Source organism: Methylobacter sp. (genome assembly GCF_023227905.1).
Lineage (GTDB): Bacteria > Pseudomonadota > Gammaproteobacteria > Methylococcales > Methylomonadaceae > Methylobacter_A.
In genome coordinates, this window is the sequence record NZ_JALOCF010000042.1 from 1 (window position 1) to 16,994 (window position 16,994).

Sequence of the window (16,994 nt, forward strand, 5' to 3'; positions counted from 1 at the left end):
AGAATTTTACGGGACTCGTTTTTACACGTTTCCTGTTGAAGCAAAATCATAAAATTTTATGATTTCTTGCAAAATTGGGCTTGTGGTTTAAGAGAGTATCTACTCCGTTGAGGGTTGTCCATGAGCGATTATCGGCGTTTGTATTTTCCCGGCGGAACGTATTTCTTTACATTGGTAACTTATCGCCGCCAACCGATATTCGCCGACGCCGAACGGGTGGAGCAACTCCGTCGATCTTTTCGAGAGGTCAAAGCGAAACGTCCTTTCGACCTGCTGGCGGCGGTGGTTTTGCCTGATCATTTGCATTGCCTGTGGCGCTTACCGGAAGGCGATGCCGATTTTTCCACCCGTTGGCAAATGGTGAAGGCCGACTTTTCAAGACATGTTCCCGCTCAAGCCCGAAAAGGCGGCGCAAAAGCCGTTTGGCAGCCGCGTTTCTATGATCACTGCATCCGAGACGAAAACGACTTTCACAAACATTTGGATTACATCCATTACAACCCGGTCAAACATGGCTTGGCGTCCACGCCTGACGAATGGCCGCATAGCTCTTTTGAGCGTTTTGTCGCACTTGGTTGGTATCCAAACAATTGGGGTGAAGTTGCGCCTGCCAATATTGAAGACATAGAGTGCGAATAGCCGGAAACGCCGATTCTCGCTGGTGCTCGAACCGGCTTATTCCGGCCTACGTTAATTAACGCTGTAAGGCGGATTCGCGAAGCAATCCGCCATGATCGGGATAATCTTATTTGATTCCTGCTCGAACTTTTACAAGCGGGAACTTTGTATGATCGATTGTATTGGATATTGTGCTTTGGTTGGCGGTTTGCTACGCGAAACCGCCCTACTCCTACTCTGATGTTTCCGCCTCAACTTAAAGCCTTACGCTTGAGCCCAACAAAGCAATTTGATACTGTGACGCCACCGCTAACATAACTTATGGAATTTCATCATGATAGGCACCATTACCGCATTACTGATTTCTTGCTGGTTTTACAAAAGCGCCGAAGCGACCGGAAAAAATCCGCTCTCCTCAGCTATAGTGGGCTTTCTGTCCTATCTGATCCCCGGCGTTGTTTGGACTTTTGCCGTAACCCCAGGGCTACGCGATGCGGTTGAACATAATCCCGGCACATTGTCCGGCTTGTTCGTCAATTACGCCTATATCCTGGTCGGCATTGCCTGCGCTGTCGGCGTCAAATTCATGCATTTCAAGCAGGCTGAATCGTAAGAGCTGTAAGGCGTGGGCGTTGCCAATTAGACCTTCCAAGTTTTACGACTGCCATGGATGGCGGAAGTGTCGCAATCGGTAGGGAACCGATGCGACCGACTGCCATGGATGGCGGAAGTACGGGAGCCGCCGGGAGCGGCTCCCGTAAAAACCTGGAAGGTCTGCCTATCGGCATGCGTCTTGCCTAACGCCAGGCAAGGGACTGTCGGAATGACAACATCCCGCAGATACTTATGTATAACAATAAACTACAGTTTTTGCCTCAACAAACGCCTTTGTTTCGGCAACACGCCAAAATAATACACCGCAAGAAACACCACACCGATGCCGAAAAAGACTTTGGCAAACGGCCTGAAACTGTCGTCGAAAAAGAATTCCCCTATCATCCAAACCGCATTGCCGCATATCCAGCTGCTGACAGCCAGATTGTGAAACAGGTTGGCGGTGTTTTGCCGCCCCAGCCAGGTAATGTGAAAAGCCGCCGCAACTGTCGGCATAATCATAAACAGGCCTTCCAGCCTCCATTCCATTAACCAACAGGTATCTTTCAACAGCCATAACACAATATGAAAATTTTCATATCCGCGAAGTTTTGTCTCACTCATCCGGTAAACCTTATTCAGCCCAATTCTTTGCTCTTGTCACGGCTTTAAGCCAATGTTGTTTTAATAATTTAACTTCCTGCGACGGCATTGCTCCATGAAATGACCGGTCTATCCGCCATTTGTCATTAAGCTCGTCGATAGTCCATAACCCGATGGCAATGCCGGCCAGATAAGCCGCGCCCAATGCCGTGGTTTCAAGGTTGGTCGGACGGACAACTTCAACAGCCGATATATCGGCCTGGAATTGCGCCAACATATTATTGACTGCCGCGCCGCCATCGATTCTTAGTTGGGTAATCGGACTACCGCTTTCGGCTGAAAACATCTGCAATATATCATCGACCTGAAAGCAAATGCTCTCCAGGGCAGCCCGGGTAAAATGCGCAGAAGTTGTGCCGCGCGTGATGCCGAAAATCGCTCCGCGCGCCTGCGGATCCCAGTGCGGCGCACCAAGACCGGTCAGTGCCGGTACGAAATAAATCCCGCCATTATCGGCTACGCTTCCGGCAAGCTGTTCGCTGTCCGATGCCTGCTCGAACAACTGCAAACCGTCGCGCAGCCATTGGATGACCGCCCCTCCGACAAACACGCCGCCTTCAAGCGCATAATGGATTTGATCGCCAATTTGCCAGGCAACCGTGGTCAACAAACCGTTAGTCGAAGCAACCCTTTGCGAGCCGGTATTCATCATTAGAAACGATCCGGTGCCATAGGTGCATTTAGCCATGCCCGCATTGATGCACAGCTGGCCGAATAACCCCGCATGCTGATCACCGGCAATGGCGGCAATCGGGATTCCCGCCCCTATTACCTGATTACGCGTTTGCCCATAAATCTCGCTGGAGGATTTGACGATCGGCAGCAACGATGCGGGTATGTTGAATAACGCCAGCAAGTCGTCATCCCATTGCATCGTATCGATGTTAAACAGCAAGGTTCGGGCGGCATTAGTGACATCGGTAATATGCAACTCGCCATCGGTCAGCTTCCAGACCAGCCATGAATCTATCGTTCCGAAGGCCAATTCCCCGCGCTCGGCTTGTTCGCGCGCGCCCTCGACATGATCCAGCAGCCAGCTGATCTTCGTCGCCGAAAAGTAAGCATCAAGCAACAGCCCGGTTTTGGCCCTAACCATCGCTTCAGCTCCGGCTTGTTTCAGCCGGATACAATCATCAGCCGTACGTCTGTCCTGCCAGCCGATGGCGTTGTAAATCGGTTTGCCGGTGCTGCGCTCCCAGATGACCGTTGTTTCCCGCTGGTTGGTGATGCCGATTGCCGCGATATGTTCCGGCTTAAGCTTTGCATTCTGTATCACCTGTTTAAAAACGCAGGATTGCGATGCCCATATTTCTTCGGCATCATGCTCTACCCAACCGGGGTACGGGAAATGCTGCGTAAACGTCTGCTGCGCCATCGCAACCGGGTTAGCCTGCTGATCATAAACAACACAACGGGAACTGCTGGTGCCTTGATCTATCGCCAAAATATAACGCATCGCTTTCACCTTTAGTTATCTTACTCGAGCCATACCCTGTAAGTTTTTTCAACATCTTCAAAAACAAACAGTTGCTGGGGAATAATGCCGTTGGCGCGGATCGATTCGCCCAACTGCTTGAGGTCGATTGTCCCTGAATCCATGATGCGTGCCAAGACATCTTCAGGAATCAGGCGCTCCAAATCCAGCACCGCTTCGGCGGGCATTTTAATCGAAACACGCTGCTCGCCATTTTCAGTGACGCGTACGCAAAGGCCGCTGGCCTGTTGATCAAAGCTCAGCGCCTTAGCCGCCGGCTCATGTTCAATTGCGGGCAAATCATAGACTATGGCCTGCTGAATAAGTTCAGAGCCGACGGCCTGTTGCAGCACCGTCCACCATGGCAGCTTGACGTCCAGCTCTTGCAGTTGCTGGATTAGCCCCTGAAAAGCCCGCATCAGTAAAAACAGGTCGGAAGGTCCGGCCGATCTAAACCACCAGCGATAATCGCCGAGCAAATCGTTCACTTCCCGGCCTAGTTGCCACTGTTCGGGATTAAACGCGTGATTTATTAAAAAAGGCCGGAATAAACTCTGGCATAAGGCGGGCAACGAACCGCTGATATAACTCAGTTTTTTGCTGTCAAAGCCCAGCGCCGCAAAACAGTCCAGCGGTTTGGTCGGGTTCCGTTCACGGCAGCCGATGATCAGCTTGAGTAGCGCCAGTCGGCGTTGTTCAGTAACGGTGATTGTGCAGCCGTAATCGAGCAATGCGATTAACGGCTGGCCGTTTTCGTCATGGCTGTAAAACACATTACCCGGATGCGGGTCGCCATGCACTTCGCCCGCAACAAACAGGCTCTTAAACAGCGTCATCATCAGCGTTTGACCGATAGCTCGACGCTCCTGTTCAGGCCAACTACCGACTTTGTCGATCAACACGCCCTCTGCCCTGCTCTGCACTAACACGCGTTCGCTGCATAGATCGCTATACACCGTTGGAACTTCCAAACCGGGAACTTGAACAGTACGGCCGAAATAGTCCTGCCTTTGGGCTTCCGAGCGGTAATCAAGCTCTCGCTGCATGTTATCGCGCAAGCTTTTTTTATAGCCATCAAGGTCAAAGCCCCAGCGATTGACCGCCCCTACACCGGGCATCAGGCCGACCAGCCACAGTTCGGCGTCGATCGCATCGCTAATGTCCGGATAGCGAATCTTTACCGCCACCGGGTCACCGTTTTTAAGTATCGCAAGATGCACTTGTCCTAGCGATGCCGCAGCAATGGCGGGTTCTATGGAACGAAAGACGTTCTTAACTTTTTGCCCGAGTTCCTTTTCAAGTAATGGAACCATGACTTTTAACGGCAAAGGCTCTATGCCTTCAACGAGTTCCTGAAACGGCGTCGTGCCGTCGGTGCCTGCAAACAACTGGCCGACTTTCATAGTGATGCCGCGCGCATCGGCAAACAGCCCGGCCAGCGCCCGTTTGGCGAGCAGACGTTCGGTCTCGTCCTGGGTGCGTTGCAGTTTATTGGCGGCCAGCCCGATGCGGAAAAATTGCAGGGCGCGTTTTGCTGTTTTGAAGATACTCACGTTATTGAGTTACTCCGCAAGCTCTCCGGCAACATAGCCCTCATCAACTGCTGTCAAAACGCAGTTAATCGTCCGATTCTCCACCGATACATCGTCGTTGATCACGCAGCCGACCCGCAGATAATTCGGCGTGTATCCGAACACCCGCTGCTTGCCTTTATCCAAGGTTTCGCTGTAGCCTTCCCATAACACCGGAAATTCATTGCCGACATTACTTGCAGAGAACGCCTGCTTCATTTCTTCAGCCAGCTCATGCAACAGCCTGCTGCGCTGTTTTTTGACCTCGTTGTTTACCTGGTTCGGCAAGCCAGCGGCTTTGGTGCCCTCACGTTTCGAGTAAGTGAAGATATGAATATGACCGAAACCGATCTGCTTAATGAAGTTAAAGCTATCCTGCCATTCCTCTTCGGTTTCTCCGGGGAAGCCGACGATAATATCGGTGGTGATATTAAAGTGCGGGATTTGCGCGCGCAACTGGCTGACGATGGCTGAAAACTCTTCGGTCTTGCAACGCCTTGCCATACGGCGCAGCACGGTATCCGATCCGCTTTGCAACGGCAGATGTAAATGCGGCATCAGGCGCGGATTGTGGAACAGCTCTAAAAAATCGCCGGGCAGTTCCCAAGGTTCCAACGAGCCTAATCTAAGACGCGGGATAGTGGTTTCCGCCAGAATGGCTTTGATCAAGTCGGACAGATTGTTGCCCAAATCGCTGCCGTAGCCGCCCAAATGCACGCCAGTCAGGATGACTTCGGTGATGCCTTGCTGGTGCAGCGCATTGATTTCGTCGATGACCGCCTGCACGGGGCGGCTGCTTTCTTCGCCGCGCGCCACGGTGACGATGCAGAAGGTGCAGCGGTAACGGCAACCGTCCTGCACCTTAACGAAGGCACGCTGCCTGCCGCGGGTAAACAGCGATATTTCTCCCGGCTCGGTGGACAGGACCGGCATGCTGTCCATGTTCAGCTCGGTCAGGGTTTTTTCGACCAGTTGATCCTTGTCTTTGTTGCTGACTATCAAGTCGACGCCCAGCAATGAGGCGGCCTCATCTTCGTTTAAGGTTGCATAGCAGCCGCTGACGACCAGTTTGGCTTGCGGATTATCGCGATGGATGCGCCGTATCAGCTGGCGCGATTTTCTGGCGGCATCCTGGGTCACCGCGCAGGAATTAATCACGATAAGCTGGGCGGCTTCGGCTTGCTTGGTGATTTGATGGCCGGACTTTTGAAAAGCCTGAGCCCAAGTTTCCAGCTCCGCCTCGTTAAGACGGCAGCCGAGTGTTTTAAGATGAACTTTCATTGAGCAATAATGATAAAAATTAGAATACGGACAATGCGGGTAAGACCGAGCTTTTTCATAAAATTTTATAGGCACAAGGCAAAGGATGATTTTTTCGCCTTTCGCCTTTAGCCAAAAAACCAATAAGCAATAAATATAGAGGCAACAACGCCCGCAAAGTCGGCTATTATCCCACACGCGGCGGCATGACGAATATGTTTGATGCCGACCGATCCGAAGTAAATCGCCAGCACGTAAAAGGTAGTTTCGGTGCTGCCTTGCACGATTGACGACAGGCGTCCGGCAAACGAATCCGCGCCCAGGGTCTTCATGGTGTCGATCATCATCGCCCTGGCCCCGCTGCCGCTGAACGGCTTGATCAATGCGGTGGGCAGCGCATCGACAAAGCGGTCGTCGAGCATAAAGTAATGCACCGCGGCTCTCGCCAAGTCGGCCAGCAAATCCAGCGCGCCGCTGGCCCTGAACACGCCGATCGCAACCAGCATCGCGACCAAATAAGGGATGATGGTAATCGCTGTCTGAAAGCCTTCCTTGGCACCTTCAATAAAAGCTTCGTAAGCGTTAATCCCTTTATTGATAGCCCCGAGAATAAAGGTGATAACCAGTGAGAACAGGATGAAATTGCTGATAAGCGCCGATTGTTCGAGCATCTGCTGTTGCGGCAGGCTTGAAAAATACGCCAGTATGCCGCCGACAACCAGCGTAAAACTGCCGAGATAGGCCACGATCACTTTATCCAGCAGATTGATTTTTTGTACGAAGGCAACCGCAAGCAAACCCGCCAACGTGGACATGTACGTGGCAATCAGGATCGGGATGAATACGTCGGTCGGATTGGCCGCTCCCAGCTGGGCTCGGTAAGTAAAAATCGTCACCGGAAACAACGTGACGCTTGAGGTGTTGATCACCAGAAACAGGATTTGCGCGTTGCTGGCGGTTTCGGGATTCGGGTTGAGTGATTGCAGTTCCTGCATTGCTTTGATGCCCAACGGCGTTGCGGCATTATCCAGACCCAGCGCATTGGCGGAAATATTCATTACGATAGCGCCTAAAGCCGGATGGCCTTTGGGCACATCCGGCATTAACCGGCTGAATAACGGCGTCAGGCTTTTAGTTAATAGCAGGATGAAGCCGCTCTTTTCGCCGATGCGCATAATGCCCAGCCATAAGGCGAGCACGCCGGTCAGTCCCAGGGATATTTCAAAAGCCGATTTCGATAACGCAAACATGGCTTCCATGATTTGTGCAAACACCTGCTGGTCGCCCAGGAAAACCAGTTTGAACAGCGCGGTGCAAAAAGCGGCGAGAAAAAAGCTTATCCAGATGATGTTTAGCACGATAGGAATAGTTAGGTATTAAGGACAATAAAAGGATTTTTACCACTACAGCCAAGAACGCGAAGTTTTCACTATTGAAACTCGCGATCTATACATGCCCTTCCAGAACACACAGCAATCCGCGCAGCACCAAATCGGGATCAACAGTGGATATGGCATTAAGCTGCCCGGCGATAAGTTCCGCATCGCCGCCGGTTAAAATCAGCCGTATGCCGGAGGGGTGTTTCGCCAGCACATGCTCGATCAAACCAATGGCGGCCATTAAGGTACCGCTGTAGATTGCAGCCTCGGTAGAATCGGCCAGTCCGAATACATGGCTTGCATCACTGACAGACAGCGCCGCCGTTCCTTGGCCCAGGGATTCTTTCATCAGCATCAAGCCGGGGCTGATCAGACCGCCTTGATGCCTGCCGTGGCCGTCGAGTAAATCCACGGTAATGGCCGTTCCGCAATCGACTATGCAAGCCGAGACTTGATATTGCTGCCAAACGGCAACCAGCGACAGCCAGCGGTCGACGCCCAGTTTTTCCGGCTGTTGGTAAGCGTTAACCACACCAAACGCCTGGGCCTGCGATTTAACCAGGATAATATCCACATCAAGCCAAAGTTCATGCGCTACCGTTTGGACCAGTTCGAGCAGCCGGTTTGCACTCACGCAGGAAACGGCAATCCGCTTGGGACGATAAAGGCCTTTCCAGAGCTGAAAAAGTTCTTCTCGATTAATCCGGTTATTGGCCAAAGGTGACCCGGTCATGATTTGACCGGCGGTCGCCGCCGCCCACTTTAGCCGGGTATTACCCATATCGATCAGCAAATTCATTGCGGCACTGAACTATTAAAGCTAACCTCGCCGGAGGCAAAGGTCTGCACATTGCCATCCGAGCGTTTAATCAACAGCATGCCGTTATCGTCGATTCCTTGCACAATGCCTTCAAATTGTTGCTGCCCGATAAACAAAGTTGCAGTCTTGCCGGATAGACAGTCATACGAGCGCCATTCATCGAGATAGGCTTGAATGCCGGCACTTTCATACTCGGCAATGACCGGCAGCAGATGGTTTAACAGGATACCGGCCAATTGGTTCCTGGACAGTTGGCTCTGCCCGGTTATTTTGCTTAAGTCGGTCCAGGCTTGAGTAATGCCTTCGGCTTGGGTTTCCGGCAAAAACAAATTCAATCCCAGTCCGATCACCGCACTGCACGGACCGTCCGTTTCGCCCGAGACTTCCACCAGAATGCCGCCCAGTTTTTTGCCCTGGCTGTAAATGTCGTTAGGCCATTTAAGGCCGATGTCACTAATTTGATGCTGTTTTAAAGCCCTGATGACCGCGACGCCGATAGCCAGGCTCAAGCCTGAAATGGCGGCAGGGCCTTGCTGAAAACGCCAGAGTATCGACAGGTAAATATTGCTCCCGTAAGGCGAGACCCATTGCCGCCCTCGCCTGCCTTTGCCGGCTGTCTGGTACTCCGCAAAGCACACGGAACCGGAAAGCCCATTATTTTGAGAACGTTCCACTAGATAACGGTTAGTGGAATCAATTTGATCATGAATTTCAAACGATGAAATTAATGCGCCGGCCTGGTCGGTAACGACTTCATTGATTTTTGACACGTCCAGCAACTCCAGCGGGTTATCCAGCCGGTAGCCTTTACCGCTGACTGCCGAGTGTTGCAGCCCCAATTCGGCCAAGCCGCTCAGCTGTTTCCAGATCGCTGAACGACTGATACCGAGCGCATCGGCCAATTCAGTGCCCGAATGAAACTCGCCGTCAGCCAATAGGCTAAGGATTTTTTTTTGTTTATCTGAAATATTCACAAGCACTCATGATTCGCTGCTATCTTGCTTTTTGTCCCTGATCTGTTGCAACTGCTCTTTAACCACATACTTGATCAGCATTTCCCGGTCTTCTTCTTTCATGTCAATAAAATTGACACCGACAAAATAAGGGTAATGGCTATCGTTTGATGGGCTATTTTGACAATGAACAACCCTGCCGTATGTCACGATAACTCTCATGCAAGATGTCAGCAGTATTTTGATTTCCAGATAATCGCCATCTTTAAGCGCTTCTTCGCAGCCAAAAGCGATGCCGGTTGCACTGATATTAACTTTACGGGTGTTGTTTTCCTTAACCTGAAAGCCCTGCATCGTAATCGCCTGAGCAAGCAGGTCGATTTTTGTGTCAATTAACCTTAAATAATCCGCAACCTCCGGCAAGACTTTGTCCAGCCGGTGCAATAACGTTGCCGATTCCTGCGATACTGTTTCAAGCGCTGTGGACAGCGAACAGCTATTTAAAATATTGTCTGAAACAGGGTGCGGCTCGTGCAGCTGTTTTTCATCTATTTTTTTATAAGACAGATTAACTTCATCATCAATCCGAAAAAAACCTCTTCGATCTTCAGCCTTTGTCATGTTGATCTTATCCACAATTTCTAAAGTTTTATTGTCATGATTGAGTTAGGGATCAGCCTGATAGCCGGTGTTTTTAAACGAATTTAAGCGCTTTACCCGCGAAATGAACCAAATTATACGTCAAACAGTATGATTATTTTATCTTTTGGCTCATCCGTTTAAAGCAGGATAATTCGAGTCGGCCAAGCGTTTCAGCATGTTTTGCATATGCGAGCCTTGCCAATAGATCCGCTGACAATCAGCACATTGATAAAAGTCATTATAGTAAAGCCTGGTCTTGGGTTCGAGACGATCCCAAATATCCGCTTTGGCGACCGTCGCTAAAACGCCGTTGCAAATCAAGCATCGGGAAAAAAGTTGAATCAAGCCGTACAAGTCGAAACGCCGAAGAACTTCATCGACCTGGGCGTCTACGTCGACCGCACGCACCCAGTAGCCATGGTCGATTTGTTTGTTATACAAAAGCCGCCGATCCCTAGTCAGCACGATACGCCGGTCGTTGACTGCGCTCTTTACGATATCGGCATCTTTATAGTCGTTGCGATAAAGACAGTCGAAACCCAACATACGCATGCGTTTGGCGAGTTTGCCTAGATTCACGTCCAGGACAAATCGGGGGTTGCGCAAGGGCTTTTCGCGCAGCTTGACTAAAGGAGTGATGTCCAGAGTTTCAAAAACCGGATAGACCGCGACGCGATCCCCGGCTTGCAGTTGATAATCGAACCCGACAGACTGGCCGTTGACGACAATCAAGTCTACCTCGGTGTGAGGCACGCCGAAAACTTCTATGGGATACTTAATTCCCGGATGACCGCTGAAACGATAAAGATTGGTTCGCTTGCGCTGTTCGGGAGGAAGAAAATCATTCAGTTCCTCGTAGAAACGAAATTCAGCTGTGTATTCCGGTTTCATATTGTCCGCCTGCCGATAACAAGTGCTTAACGAACAGTAGGAAATCGACCCTCATAAGTCAATTCCCTGATATTGCTTGGATGCAAAAGTCATTGGGATCGGGCTCGGCTGATATGGTCAAATCAATTCTGATCAACTGCATTCAACCGAGTCTCGCTTTGACTTGCTAAACTTTATTGTCCTAAGAATTTATTCAAAATAATCCCATGGGTACTCAGGCTGTAGAATGGGTTGAAAGCCTGCCGGAACCGGAAAAGGCGCGGAGAGAAATTCATAAACGCCCACCAACTCACGGGTTACAGTCATCCCCAAGCCGGTAGCAAGACCGATCGGAAAACCAATCGCCCCTTGAGCCCTTGTTTCTTTAACGATATTGCCGGGTATTTCAAGAAAACCTGTTGTCATGGCTGCCAAACCTCTACCGAATTTCTGCGCCGATGTATGCGATGTCGCCTTATGTGCATAAGCATTAGGAAACGAAAATACGGCTAGGACCGTAAAAGCTGCCAATATATAAACACGTACTTTTTTCATGCGCCCTCTCCATTATTATTCTTAAATGAAAAATAATAGCTTACCAATGATAAAAGTAATAATAAATGAGCTTTTTAGCCGTTCAGTTTTAATGTGTAAGGGTAACAAACGGTCCGGGAAACCGGATTTAGCGGAATTTAAACCAAAATGTCAGGCAACGAAATGCAGTTGCCCAGCCCAATTGAATTGGCTATCTGAATGATCGGCTGAGGAACGAAGCCCAACTTTAGCAATTGATGGACCGCACCTTGCTCGCCCCTATCCTGCGCTTCTGTAGAGTAAATTGTAATGGCCGACGCTAGCCATTAAAATCAAGCTTAATTGGTCTGGGCGAATATCTCCTTATTCGTTTAGGTTTCTGTTTATTAAATTTAAGGAGCTCATAAATGAGAATATTCGCTATTTTGTTGTTGCTTATCATTTCAAGCACTTCTAATGCCGAGCCTGTTTATACAAACCTCACAGTTACCTCCTCAGGCCTTATGGAAGTGGCTGACAAAAAAGCCAGATTAAAAAATAAAGGGCGGATTATGAAGGAACTAGCCTATTCATCACCACTCGATAGGAATCAAGTTAGTACATGGTGCCAGAGGCGTGTACCTGAAGTTATCGATTCTTTTTCATCAGGACCCAACAAGTTGATCAGCATCGGGGAATGCGCATGCAAAATAATCGGTACCGTATCGGTGGAGGAACTGTTCCAGTGTGAATTCCAATATTCGTATAGAGATACTTCTCAGTTAGTTGAAAATATCGAGAAACCGGCTCAACCCAAAAAGAAGCGAGAGAAAAATGCAGCCGCAGTTTCACAAGGTCTTGCGCTGCCAAGTAACAAAAAGACTGAGATTACTGACGACGAGCAGAAAAAATTAGACGCCGAAAAAAAGACGCAACTTGCTGCTGAAAAAGCTCAAAAAGAAAAAGAGCTAGCTGAAAACGAGGAAAGACAAAAACTCGAAGAAAAGAGACAAGCCGACATCAATGACTCTCAGAAACGGCATAGTTGTAGACAAATCGTAACAGCAACCGGAAATGCGCCCACAGAAGCTGATGCCAGGGCTCAAATATACTTGGAATCGCCTGGCAAGACCGGCATAACTGGGGCCGGCGACCCTTATACAGTGGCCAGCAGCGCCATAACCTGTAAAAAGCAGGCTACGAAAACCAACCCCGAATACAAGTGTATCGGCAAGCAAGTAAATAATGTCAGAAGCATCGGTGAATGTGAATCTGGCGCTGATTCCAAAGGGGCTGCCAAATAGACTAAATAGCTTTATTTGTAGGGTGGTTTCGAGTAACAAACCACCTTACACTCACAACGCCGATTACAACCTGTCGTCATGTGGTAGATTGCCTAACGGCGACTCCACCTTACAGCTTTAATAAAACATTGAGGGTCGTAGCTTGTGCCGCCGATTCCCGGCATCGGTCAGCAGAAGTTTATTCAGCCAGTTATCTACATCTCATCAAGCTAGATAAAAAATATTTGAACAGTTTGAGTTTAAGCCACTTGAAAAAAATCATTGCCATCCCCAAAATGGGCACCGGGAAAAATTAGTTTTTCCTAAACAAGACACTGTATTAGATAATTTGATTATTAATGGTGAATAAGAATGAAAAAAATAACACTGATTTGTTCAAGTTTATTGTTGGCAACAAGCTCTGCCGTTTTTGCAGTTGAAAATCATGGAAAAGCCGCACTTGAACGTGCGAATGCGGCGGCTAAAGCAAGTGATGCAAAAGAAATTGTGAAGCAGGCAAGCGCGGCATTAGAACATAGCCTGGCATCAGCTATAGTACTTAAAGGCGCTTCACAAAAACGCATGGAATCTGCTTCCAATCACCTGGAAGAAGCTATTAATGCGGGTAATTTGGGTAAAGCAGATCAAGCTAAAACACATGTTAACGCGGCAATAACCGAAATCCAGGGAGCTAGTTCATAAAGTAAATTTAATAGCGGTATATTGAATTTAACGGAAGCCGGTTTTTACCGGCTTCTTTATATTTAACAGAATGCTATCCCGAGCCTGTTGTTTTTTTACAGCGGCGGGTTGACTGATATTGTCAATGCGTAGGTTAGACTGACGCATCGGAGCCGCAAAGTGTTGGGCTTCATGCCTCAGCTCAACTTACGAACTGAAATGAATTTTTCTCAGTCTGTGATGAATGCCTTTTGCACCCAAAACGGCTGGATCATCAACGAGTCGCTTGACTATGAAATCATCGAGCGGCAACCCGACAGCTTGTTGATCTATGTGACTTTTCTCGAAAGCATAATGGAAGGCTCCGGCTGCCAGTGCGATCAGAAATCCTGTTATGGTCGTTTGCGGTTGAAATTGAATGCCCAAGGGGAAATTATCGGCGTCGAACTGGCCTGATTTTTATTGGATGCGCGGAAATCTTATCCTGCTGTACCCGTTGATCAAGCGCCACCACTGAGCATTCAAGGTACAAATTTTGATCTCGGATTATCTAATACTTTCCGTGCAGCCAAAAATTCGGGCTGGAAACGGCGTTGCACTTTTTACACATTCAGCTCCATTATTTCCATTTCATCAAGCGCATTAGGTATTTAAGATTATTAAGATGGTGACTATGAGTCGAAAAATTTAAACGCTCTTTTTGTTTTAAAACTGGGAAAATTTCGACGCCGTTTTCCATCGTCGAACTTAATAGGCACTAAAAAGCGTCAAAGGAGAACCTTATGTTCTATCAAGTTGAAGGAGATATTTTATTAAGTAAAGCTTGCGCTATTGTGCAGGGAGTAGAAATTAACGATCCTATGGATAAAGGACTCGCGTTATCTCTGCGCAATCAATATCCCGATATGTGCAAAGATTTCAATCGCTGGTGCCATCAACACAATACACAACCGGGCGAAGCCTGGCTCTGGACCGGAACAAATAATATTCATATTGTGAACTTGATTATTCAGGATGCTATTGATAGCCATGATTATCATGTGCACAAGGCCACTCTCAACAATGTTAAGCATGCTTTGGATGCCTTAGCTAAAATTATCTTAAAAGAGAAAATTACCTCGATTGCTTTGCCGAAACTTGCAACAGGATCGGGCGATTTGGACTGGGATGACGTATGGCCGCTGATAGAGAACAGCTTAAAAGCTACTGGTATTCCTGTTTATGTGTATATTGCCTATCATCCTGGCCACAAGGCGGAAGAGTCGTCGAACTGATCCTTTCGCCAACGACCCAGTTCGGCCCAGGAAGTGTAAAAAGATCGTAAACAGCTTCTTAGAAGCTGTTTGGAAATTACCGCGTCAAGCCAAGCGATTCAGAATGATGCGGGTCATAGCGATATAAATCCAAGTTTCGTCGATACGAGTCAGTCGTTCATAGGCCTTACTGAGACGACACGCCTGGTTTAACCAAGTGAAGGTTCGTTCGACGACCCAGCGCCTAGGCAGCAAAGTAAACCCAGGCGTTTCTTTTGGACGTAAGACCACAGCCAGGCAAAATCTGAAACATTCAGCTACCCATTGGATCAAACGTCCGTTATAGCCGCCATCTGCCCAAATCTTCCGCAGTTTTTTGCAATGACCGGGCAGGTTTCGCAGCAATAAGCGGGCTCTATCGCGATCTTGAACACTGGTCACGGGGCTAACAGTAGGCCCAGCGTATCAACCAATAGGTGGCGCTTGCGGCCGTTGATCTGTTTCCCGGCATCGTAGCCACGTACGCCGGGTGTTGCCGAGTCTTTAACGCTCTGGCTATCCAAGCAACCGGCGGTCGGCTGTTTGTGCCGGCCCAATTTTTGCCGCAACCTGGATCGGAGCAAGTCATGGAGACGAATCCAGGTGCCACCACACGACCCACGGTAAAAATAGTAATAAACGGCGGTCCAATGGGGAAACTCGCGTGGCAACTGACGCCATTGACAGCCTGTCTTCAACACATAGAGGATGGCGTTTAACACGTGGCGAAGACTCACTTGCCGGGGGCCTGCCTACGCGTGACTCAGGCAAGTGCGGCTTTAAATAACGCCACGCCCCTCACTCAAATTGCTCGGGTAACGTTTTTTCCGTTTTTTGTGCTCATACCATTCATTTCCTAATCAAAATTGATACCTTAGGGGCGAAAAATGAATTTCCAAACAGCTTCTTAGAGATTTCTTTGCCGAAGCAGTTTTAAAAGACCGAATTTGCTATTTTGCCAGGCTAACGTTCTCGCCCAGCCTCATGAAACGCTCCTTGAATGGGCGACAGTAGATACTCTAATACCGTGCGCGTTCCAAGGCGAATTTCTGCCGACACATGCATACCCGGGGCTAGGAAATATGAATGCCCTTCGACATCCAGCTTTTGATTCTTGAGTGCGATCAGTGCCTTGTACGCTAGCCCTGAACTGGAGCCATCGTTCACTATGTCCATGCTTTTCTCCTGCCCTGGCGTTTCGCTCGCATCAGCACTCACCTGCTCAACCGTTCCATCCACCATGCCATATTTTTGAAAGGTAAAGGCGCTGAATTTCAGTTTTACCGGCAGTTGCGACTGCACAAAGCCGATGTCTTCGTTGGATATCCAGACCTCCGCCTGCAACGGCTCTGCCATCGGCACCAATGTCAACAACACCGTACCGGGCGCAGTAACCGTACCGACAGTATGTGTCGCCAAATCCTTGACAATGCCTGCTTGCGAAGCCTTAAGTTCAAGCAATTCCTGACGGTGTTGCTGTTTAGCCAATTCCTGATTCACCTTATCCAGTTGACTCGCCGTCTCCATGCGCTCGGTCTGTAATTGACGACGATAATCTGCGCTAATCTGGGTGATTTTCTTTTGCACCTGTTGAATGGTTGCCTGGGCGCTACGGATTACAAACTCTTGGCTCTTCAAATCCTGCTCTTTCTCAATGCGTTCGCGCTGCTTGTCGGTCGCCATCAGTTTCCCAGCAAAACCTTTGAGGCTCAACTGGTTATAGGCTTCCTCCTGGTCGCGGTAATGGGGCAACACCTGTACCAGCTTGGATGTAATTTGTTCAGCCGCCGACTTATCCTGCCGGGCTTTTTCCAGCACGCTACGCTGTTCATCCAATGCGCTCTGATAGGCCAAACGGTTGGCGTTGTATTGGGCTAGTAGCTGCGCATAGAGATCGGCCGGATCAGTCGGTTCTTGCACAAGCGGATTGCTATCCAGTTCCGCATCAATACGGCGCAACGCCAAAGCATGACGCCGAGCCTCATTAATGAGCGTCTTGACATCCGCTTCGGACGCCACCGCATCCATGCGTAGCAGAACCTGTCCCCGTTTAACCTCCTCGCCTTCTCTAACCAGAATTTCCTTTACTACGCCCTGTTCGGCCGGTTGGACGATCTTGATATAAGTCTGCGGCACTAGCTTGCCTTCCGCCACCGCAACAATATCCAGACGCCCGAAGATCGCCCACAGCAACAGAATAAAAAATAGCGCCAGCAACAACCATAGAACCGAGCGGCCAAACGGCATAGGTGGCGTGAGTTGCAGGCGGGTAATGACGGACGATTCATGTATCATTGCAAATATCTCTTCATTTTTTTCACGATGCCTATCGATTTCCGACATACCCGTTTGCCGTTTATCGTAAAGCTCCTACTTGTCGC

The 16,994-nt window shown here is 49.2% G+C and carries 19 protein-coding genes; 6 read left to right on the forward strand and 13 right to left on the reverse strand.

Annotated features, from left to right (window positions below; translation table 11 throughout):
- Positions 1–120: 120 nt before the first annotated feature.
- Positions 121–639, forward strand: a complete 519-nt coding sequence (locus tag M0R47_RS15455) for a transposase (protein ID WP_292556418.1) — start codon at positions 121–123, stop codon at positions 637–639.
- Between the two features lie 313 nt (positions 640–952).
- Positions 953–1,231: a hypothetical protein gene (locus M0R47_RS15460; RefSeq protein ID WP_292556419.1), complete on the forward strand. Its 279-nt coding sequence runs from the start codon at positions 953–955 to the stop codon at positions 1,229–1,231.
- Positions 1,232–1,479: 248 nt separating this feature from the next.
- On the opposite strand, the gene M0R47_RS15465 is transcribed toward M0R47_RS15460, so the two are convergent.
- From M0R47_RS15465 to M0R47_RS15510, 10 genes are all read right to left on the reverse strand, one after another.
- On the reverse strand, positions 1,480–1,836 hold the full coding sequence (locus tag M0R47_RS15465; RefSeq protein ID WP_292556421.1) for a hypothetical protein: 357 nt from the start codon (positions 1,834–1,836) through the stop codon (positions 1,480–1,482).
- Positions 1,837–1,846: 10 nt separating this feature from the next.
- Positions 1,847–3,331: a glycerol kinase GlpK gene (gene glpK / locus M0R47_RS15470; RefSeq protein WP_292556423.1), complete on the reverse strand. Its 1,485-nt coding sequence runs from the start codon at positions 3,329–3,331 to the stop codon at positions 1,847–1,849.
- Positions 3,332–3,351: 20 nt separating this feature from the next.
- Positions 3,352–4,902 (reverse strand): AarF/UbiB family protein, encoded by a 1,551-nt coding sequence (locus M0R47_RS15475; protein WP_292556425.1) that lies wholly within the window; start codon positions 4,900–4,902, stop codon positions 3,352–3,354.
- A 9-nt stretch (positions 4,903–4,911) separates the two neighbouring features.
- The gene (mtaB, locus tag M0R47_RS15480) at positions 4,912–6,201 is read right to left on the reverse strand and encodes a tRNA (N(6)-L-threonylcarbamoyladenosine(37)-C(2))-methylthiotransferase MtaB (protein ID WP_292556427.1); all 1,290 of its coding nucleotides are present in this window, start codon (positions 6,199–6,201) and stop codon (positions 4,912–4,914) included.
- Between the two features lie 107 nt (positions 6,202–6,308).
- A complete protein-coding gene (locus M0R47_RS15485) occupies positions 6,309–7,538 on the reverse strand; it encodes a spore maturation protein (RefSeq protein WP_292556428.1) in 1,230 nt (409 codons plus the stop codon).
- Between the two features lie 88 nt (positions 7,539–7,626).
- The gene (locus M0R47_RS15490) at positions 7,627–8,358 is read right to left on the reverse strand and encodes a type III pantothenate kinase (protein ID WP_292556430.1); all 732 of its coding nucleotides are present in this window, start codon (positions 8,356–8,358) and stop codon (positions 7,627–7,629) included.
- Complete coding sequence (gene birA / locus M0R47_RS15495; protein WP_292556432.1) at positions 8,355–9,353, reverse strand: bifunctional biotin--[acetyl-CoA-carboxylase] ligase/biotin operon repressor BirA; 999 nt, start codon at positions 9,351–9,353, stop codon at positions 8,355–8,357. Before birA ends, M0R47_RS15490 begins: the two co-directional genes overlap by 4 nt.
- A 6-nt stretch (positions 9,354–9,359) precedes the next feature.
- Positions 9,360–9,953, reverse strand: coding sequence for a PilZ domain-containing protein (locus tag M0R47_RS15500; RefSeq protein WP_292556434.1), 594 nt, complete (start codon positions 9,951–9,953; stop codon positions 9,360–9,362).
- A 150-nt stretch (positions 9,954–10,103) separates the two neighbouring features.
- Positions 10,104–10,865 carry a Mut7-C RNAse domain-containing protein gene (locus M0R47_RS15505; RefSeq protein WP_292556436.1) on the reverse strand — a complete coding sequence of 254 codons (762 nt, stop codon included), beginning with the start codon at positions 10,863–10,865 and terminating at the stop codon, positions 10,104–10,106.
- Positions 10,866–11,054: 189 nt separating this feature from the next.
- Complete coding sequence (locus M0R47_RS15510) at positions 11,055–11,399, reverse strand: exosortase system-associated protein, TIGR04073 family (protein ID WP_292556437.1); 345 nt, start codon at positions 11,397–11,399, stop codon at positions 11,055–11,057.
- A gap of 386 nt (positions 11,400–11,785) precedes the next feature.
- Here M0R47_RS15510 and M0R47_RS15515 point away from each other — a divergent pair, with 386 nt between their 5' ends.
- The 4 genes from M0R47_RS15515 (at position 11,786) to M0R47_RS15530 (ending at position 14,595) form a co-directional block, all read left to right on the forward strand.
- Positions 11,786–12,661 carry a hypothetical protein gene (locus M0R47_RS15515; protein WP_292556439.1) on the forward strand — a complete coding sequence of 292 codons (876 nt, stop codon included), beginning with the start codon at positions 11,786–11,788 and terminating at the stop codon, positions 12,659–12,661.
- A 351-nt stretch (positions 12,662–13,012) separates the two neighbouring features.
- A complete protein-coding gene (gene smbP, locus M0R47_RS15520; protein ID WP_292556441.1) occupies positions 13,013–13,342 on the forward strand; it encodes a small metal-binding protein SmbP in 330 nt (109 codons plus the stop codon).
- A 198-nt stretch (positions 13,343–13,540) separates the two neighbouring features.
- Positions 13,541–13,777 carry a hypothetical protein gene (locus M0R47_RS15525; RefSeq protein ID WP_292556443.1) on the forward strand — a complete coding sequence of 79 codons (237 nt, stop codon included), beginning with the start codon at positions 13,541–13,543 and terminating at the stop codon, positions 13,775–13,777.
- Between the two features lie 326 nt (positions 13,778–14,103).
- Positions 14,104–14,595 (forward strand): macro domain-containing protein, encoded by a 492-nt coding sequence (locus M0R47_RS15530; protein WP_292556445.1) that lies wholly within the window; start codon positions 14,104–14,106, stop codon positions 14,593–14,595.
- 84 nt (positions 14,596–14,679) lie between these two features.
- Here the strand turns inward: M0R47_RS15530 and M0R47_RS21955 are convergent, their stop codons facing one another.
- The 3 genes from M0R47_RS21955 to M0R47_RS15540 form a co-directional block, all read right to left on the reverse strand.
- Complete coding sequence (locus M0R47_RS21955; RefSeq protein ID WP_366513233.1) at positions 14,680–15,015, reverse strand: transposase; 336 nt, start codon at positions 15,013–15,015, stop codon at positions 14,680–14,682.
- Entirely contained in the window at positions 15,012–15,350 is a 339-nt protein-coding gene (locus M0R47_RS15535) for a transposase (RefSeq protein ID WP_292556447.1), read from the reverse strand. The genes M0R47_RS21955 and M0R47_RS15535 overlap by 4 nt, the downstream gene beginning before the upstream one ends.
- A gap of 226 nt (positions 15,351–15,576) precedes the next feature.
- Complete coding sequence (locus M0R47_RS15540) at positions 15,577–16,956, reverse strand: HlyD family type I secretion periplasmic adaptor subunit (RefSeq protein ID WP_292556449.1); 1,380 nt, start codon at positions 16,954–16,956, stop codon at positions 15,577–15,579.
- Between the last annotated feature and the right edge of the window lie 38 nt (positions 16,957–16,994).

Excerpts from the sequence above, each read along its gene's own strand:
- M0R47_RS15455 (WP_292556418.1), top strand. The coding sequence starts at position 121 with ATGAGCGATTATCGGCGTTTGTATTTTCCCGGCGGAACGTATTTCTTT.
- M0R47_RS15460 (WP_292556419.1), top strand. The coding sequence starts at position 953 with ATGATAGGCACCATTACCGCATTACTGATTTCTTGCTGGTTTTACAAA.
- M0R47_RS15465 (WP_292556421.1), bottom strand. The coding sequence starts at position 1,836 with ATGAGTGAGACAAAACTTCGCGGATATGAAAATTTTCATATTGTGTTA.
- glpK (WP_292556423.1), bottom strand. The coding sequence starts at position 3,331 with ATGCGTTATATTTTGGCGATAGATCAAGGCACCAGCAGTTCCCGTTGT.
- mtaB (WP_292556427.1), bottom strand. The coding sequence starts at position 6,201 with ATGAAAGTTCATCTTAAAACACTCGGCTGCCGTCTTAACGAGGCGGAG.
- M0R47_RS15490 (WP_292556430.1), bottom strand. The coding sequence starts at position 8,358 with ATGAATTTGCTGATCGATATGGGTAATACCCGGCTAAAGTGGGCGGCG.
- M0R47_RS15500 (WP_292556434.1), bottom strand. The coding sequence starts at position 9,953 with ATGACAAAGGCTGAAGATCGAAGAGGTTTTTTTCGGATTGATGATGAA.
- M0R47_RS15505 (WP_292556436.1), bottom strand. The coding sequence starts at position 10,865 with ATGAAACCGGAATACACAGCTGAATTTCGTTTCTACGAGGAACTGAAT.
- M0R47_RS15510 (WP_292556437.1), bottom strand. The coding sequence starts at position 11,399 with ATGAAAAAAGTACGTGTTTATATATTGGCAGCTTTTACGGTCCTAGCC.
- M0R47_RS15515 (WP_292556439.1), top strand. The coding sequence starts at position 11,786 with ATGAGAATATTCGCTATTTTGTTGTTGCTTATCATTTCAAGCACTTCT.
- smbP (WP_292556441.1), top strand. The coding sequence starts at position 13,013 with ATGAAAAAAATAACACTGATTTGTTCAAGTTTATTGTTGGCAACAAGC.
- M0R47_RS15525 (WP_292556443.1), top strand. The coding sequence starts at position 13,541 with ATGAATTTTTCTCAGTCTGTGATGAATGCCTTTTGCACCCAAAACGGC.
- M0R47_RS15530 (WP_292556445.1), top strand. The coding sequence starts at position 14,104 with ATGTTCTATCAAGTTGAAGGAGATATTTTATTAAGTAAAGCTTGCGCT.
- M0R47_RS15540 (WP_292556449.1), bottom strand. The coding sequence starts at position 16,956 with ATGTCGGAAATCGATAGGCATCGTGAAAAAAATGAAGAGATATTTGCA.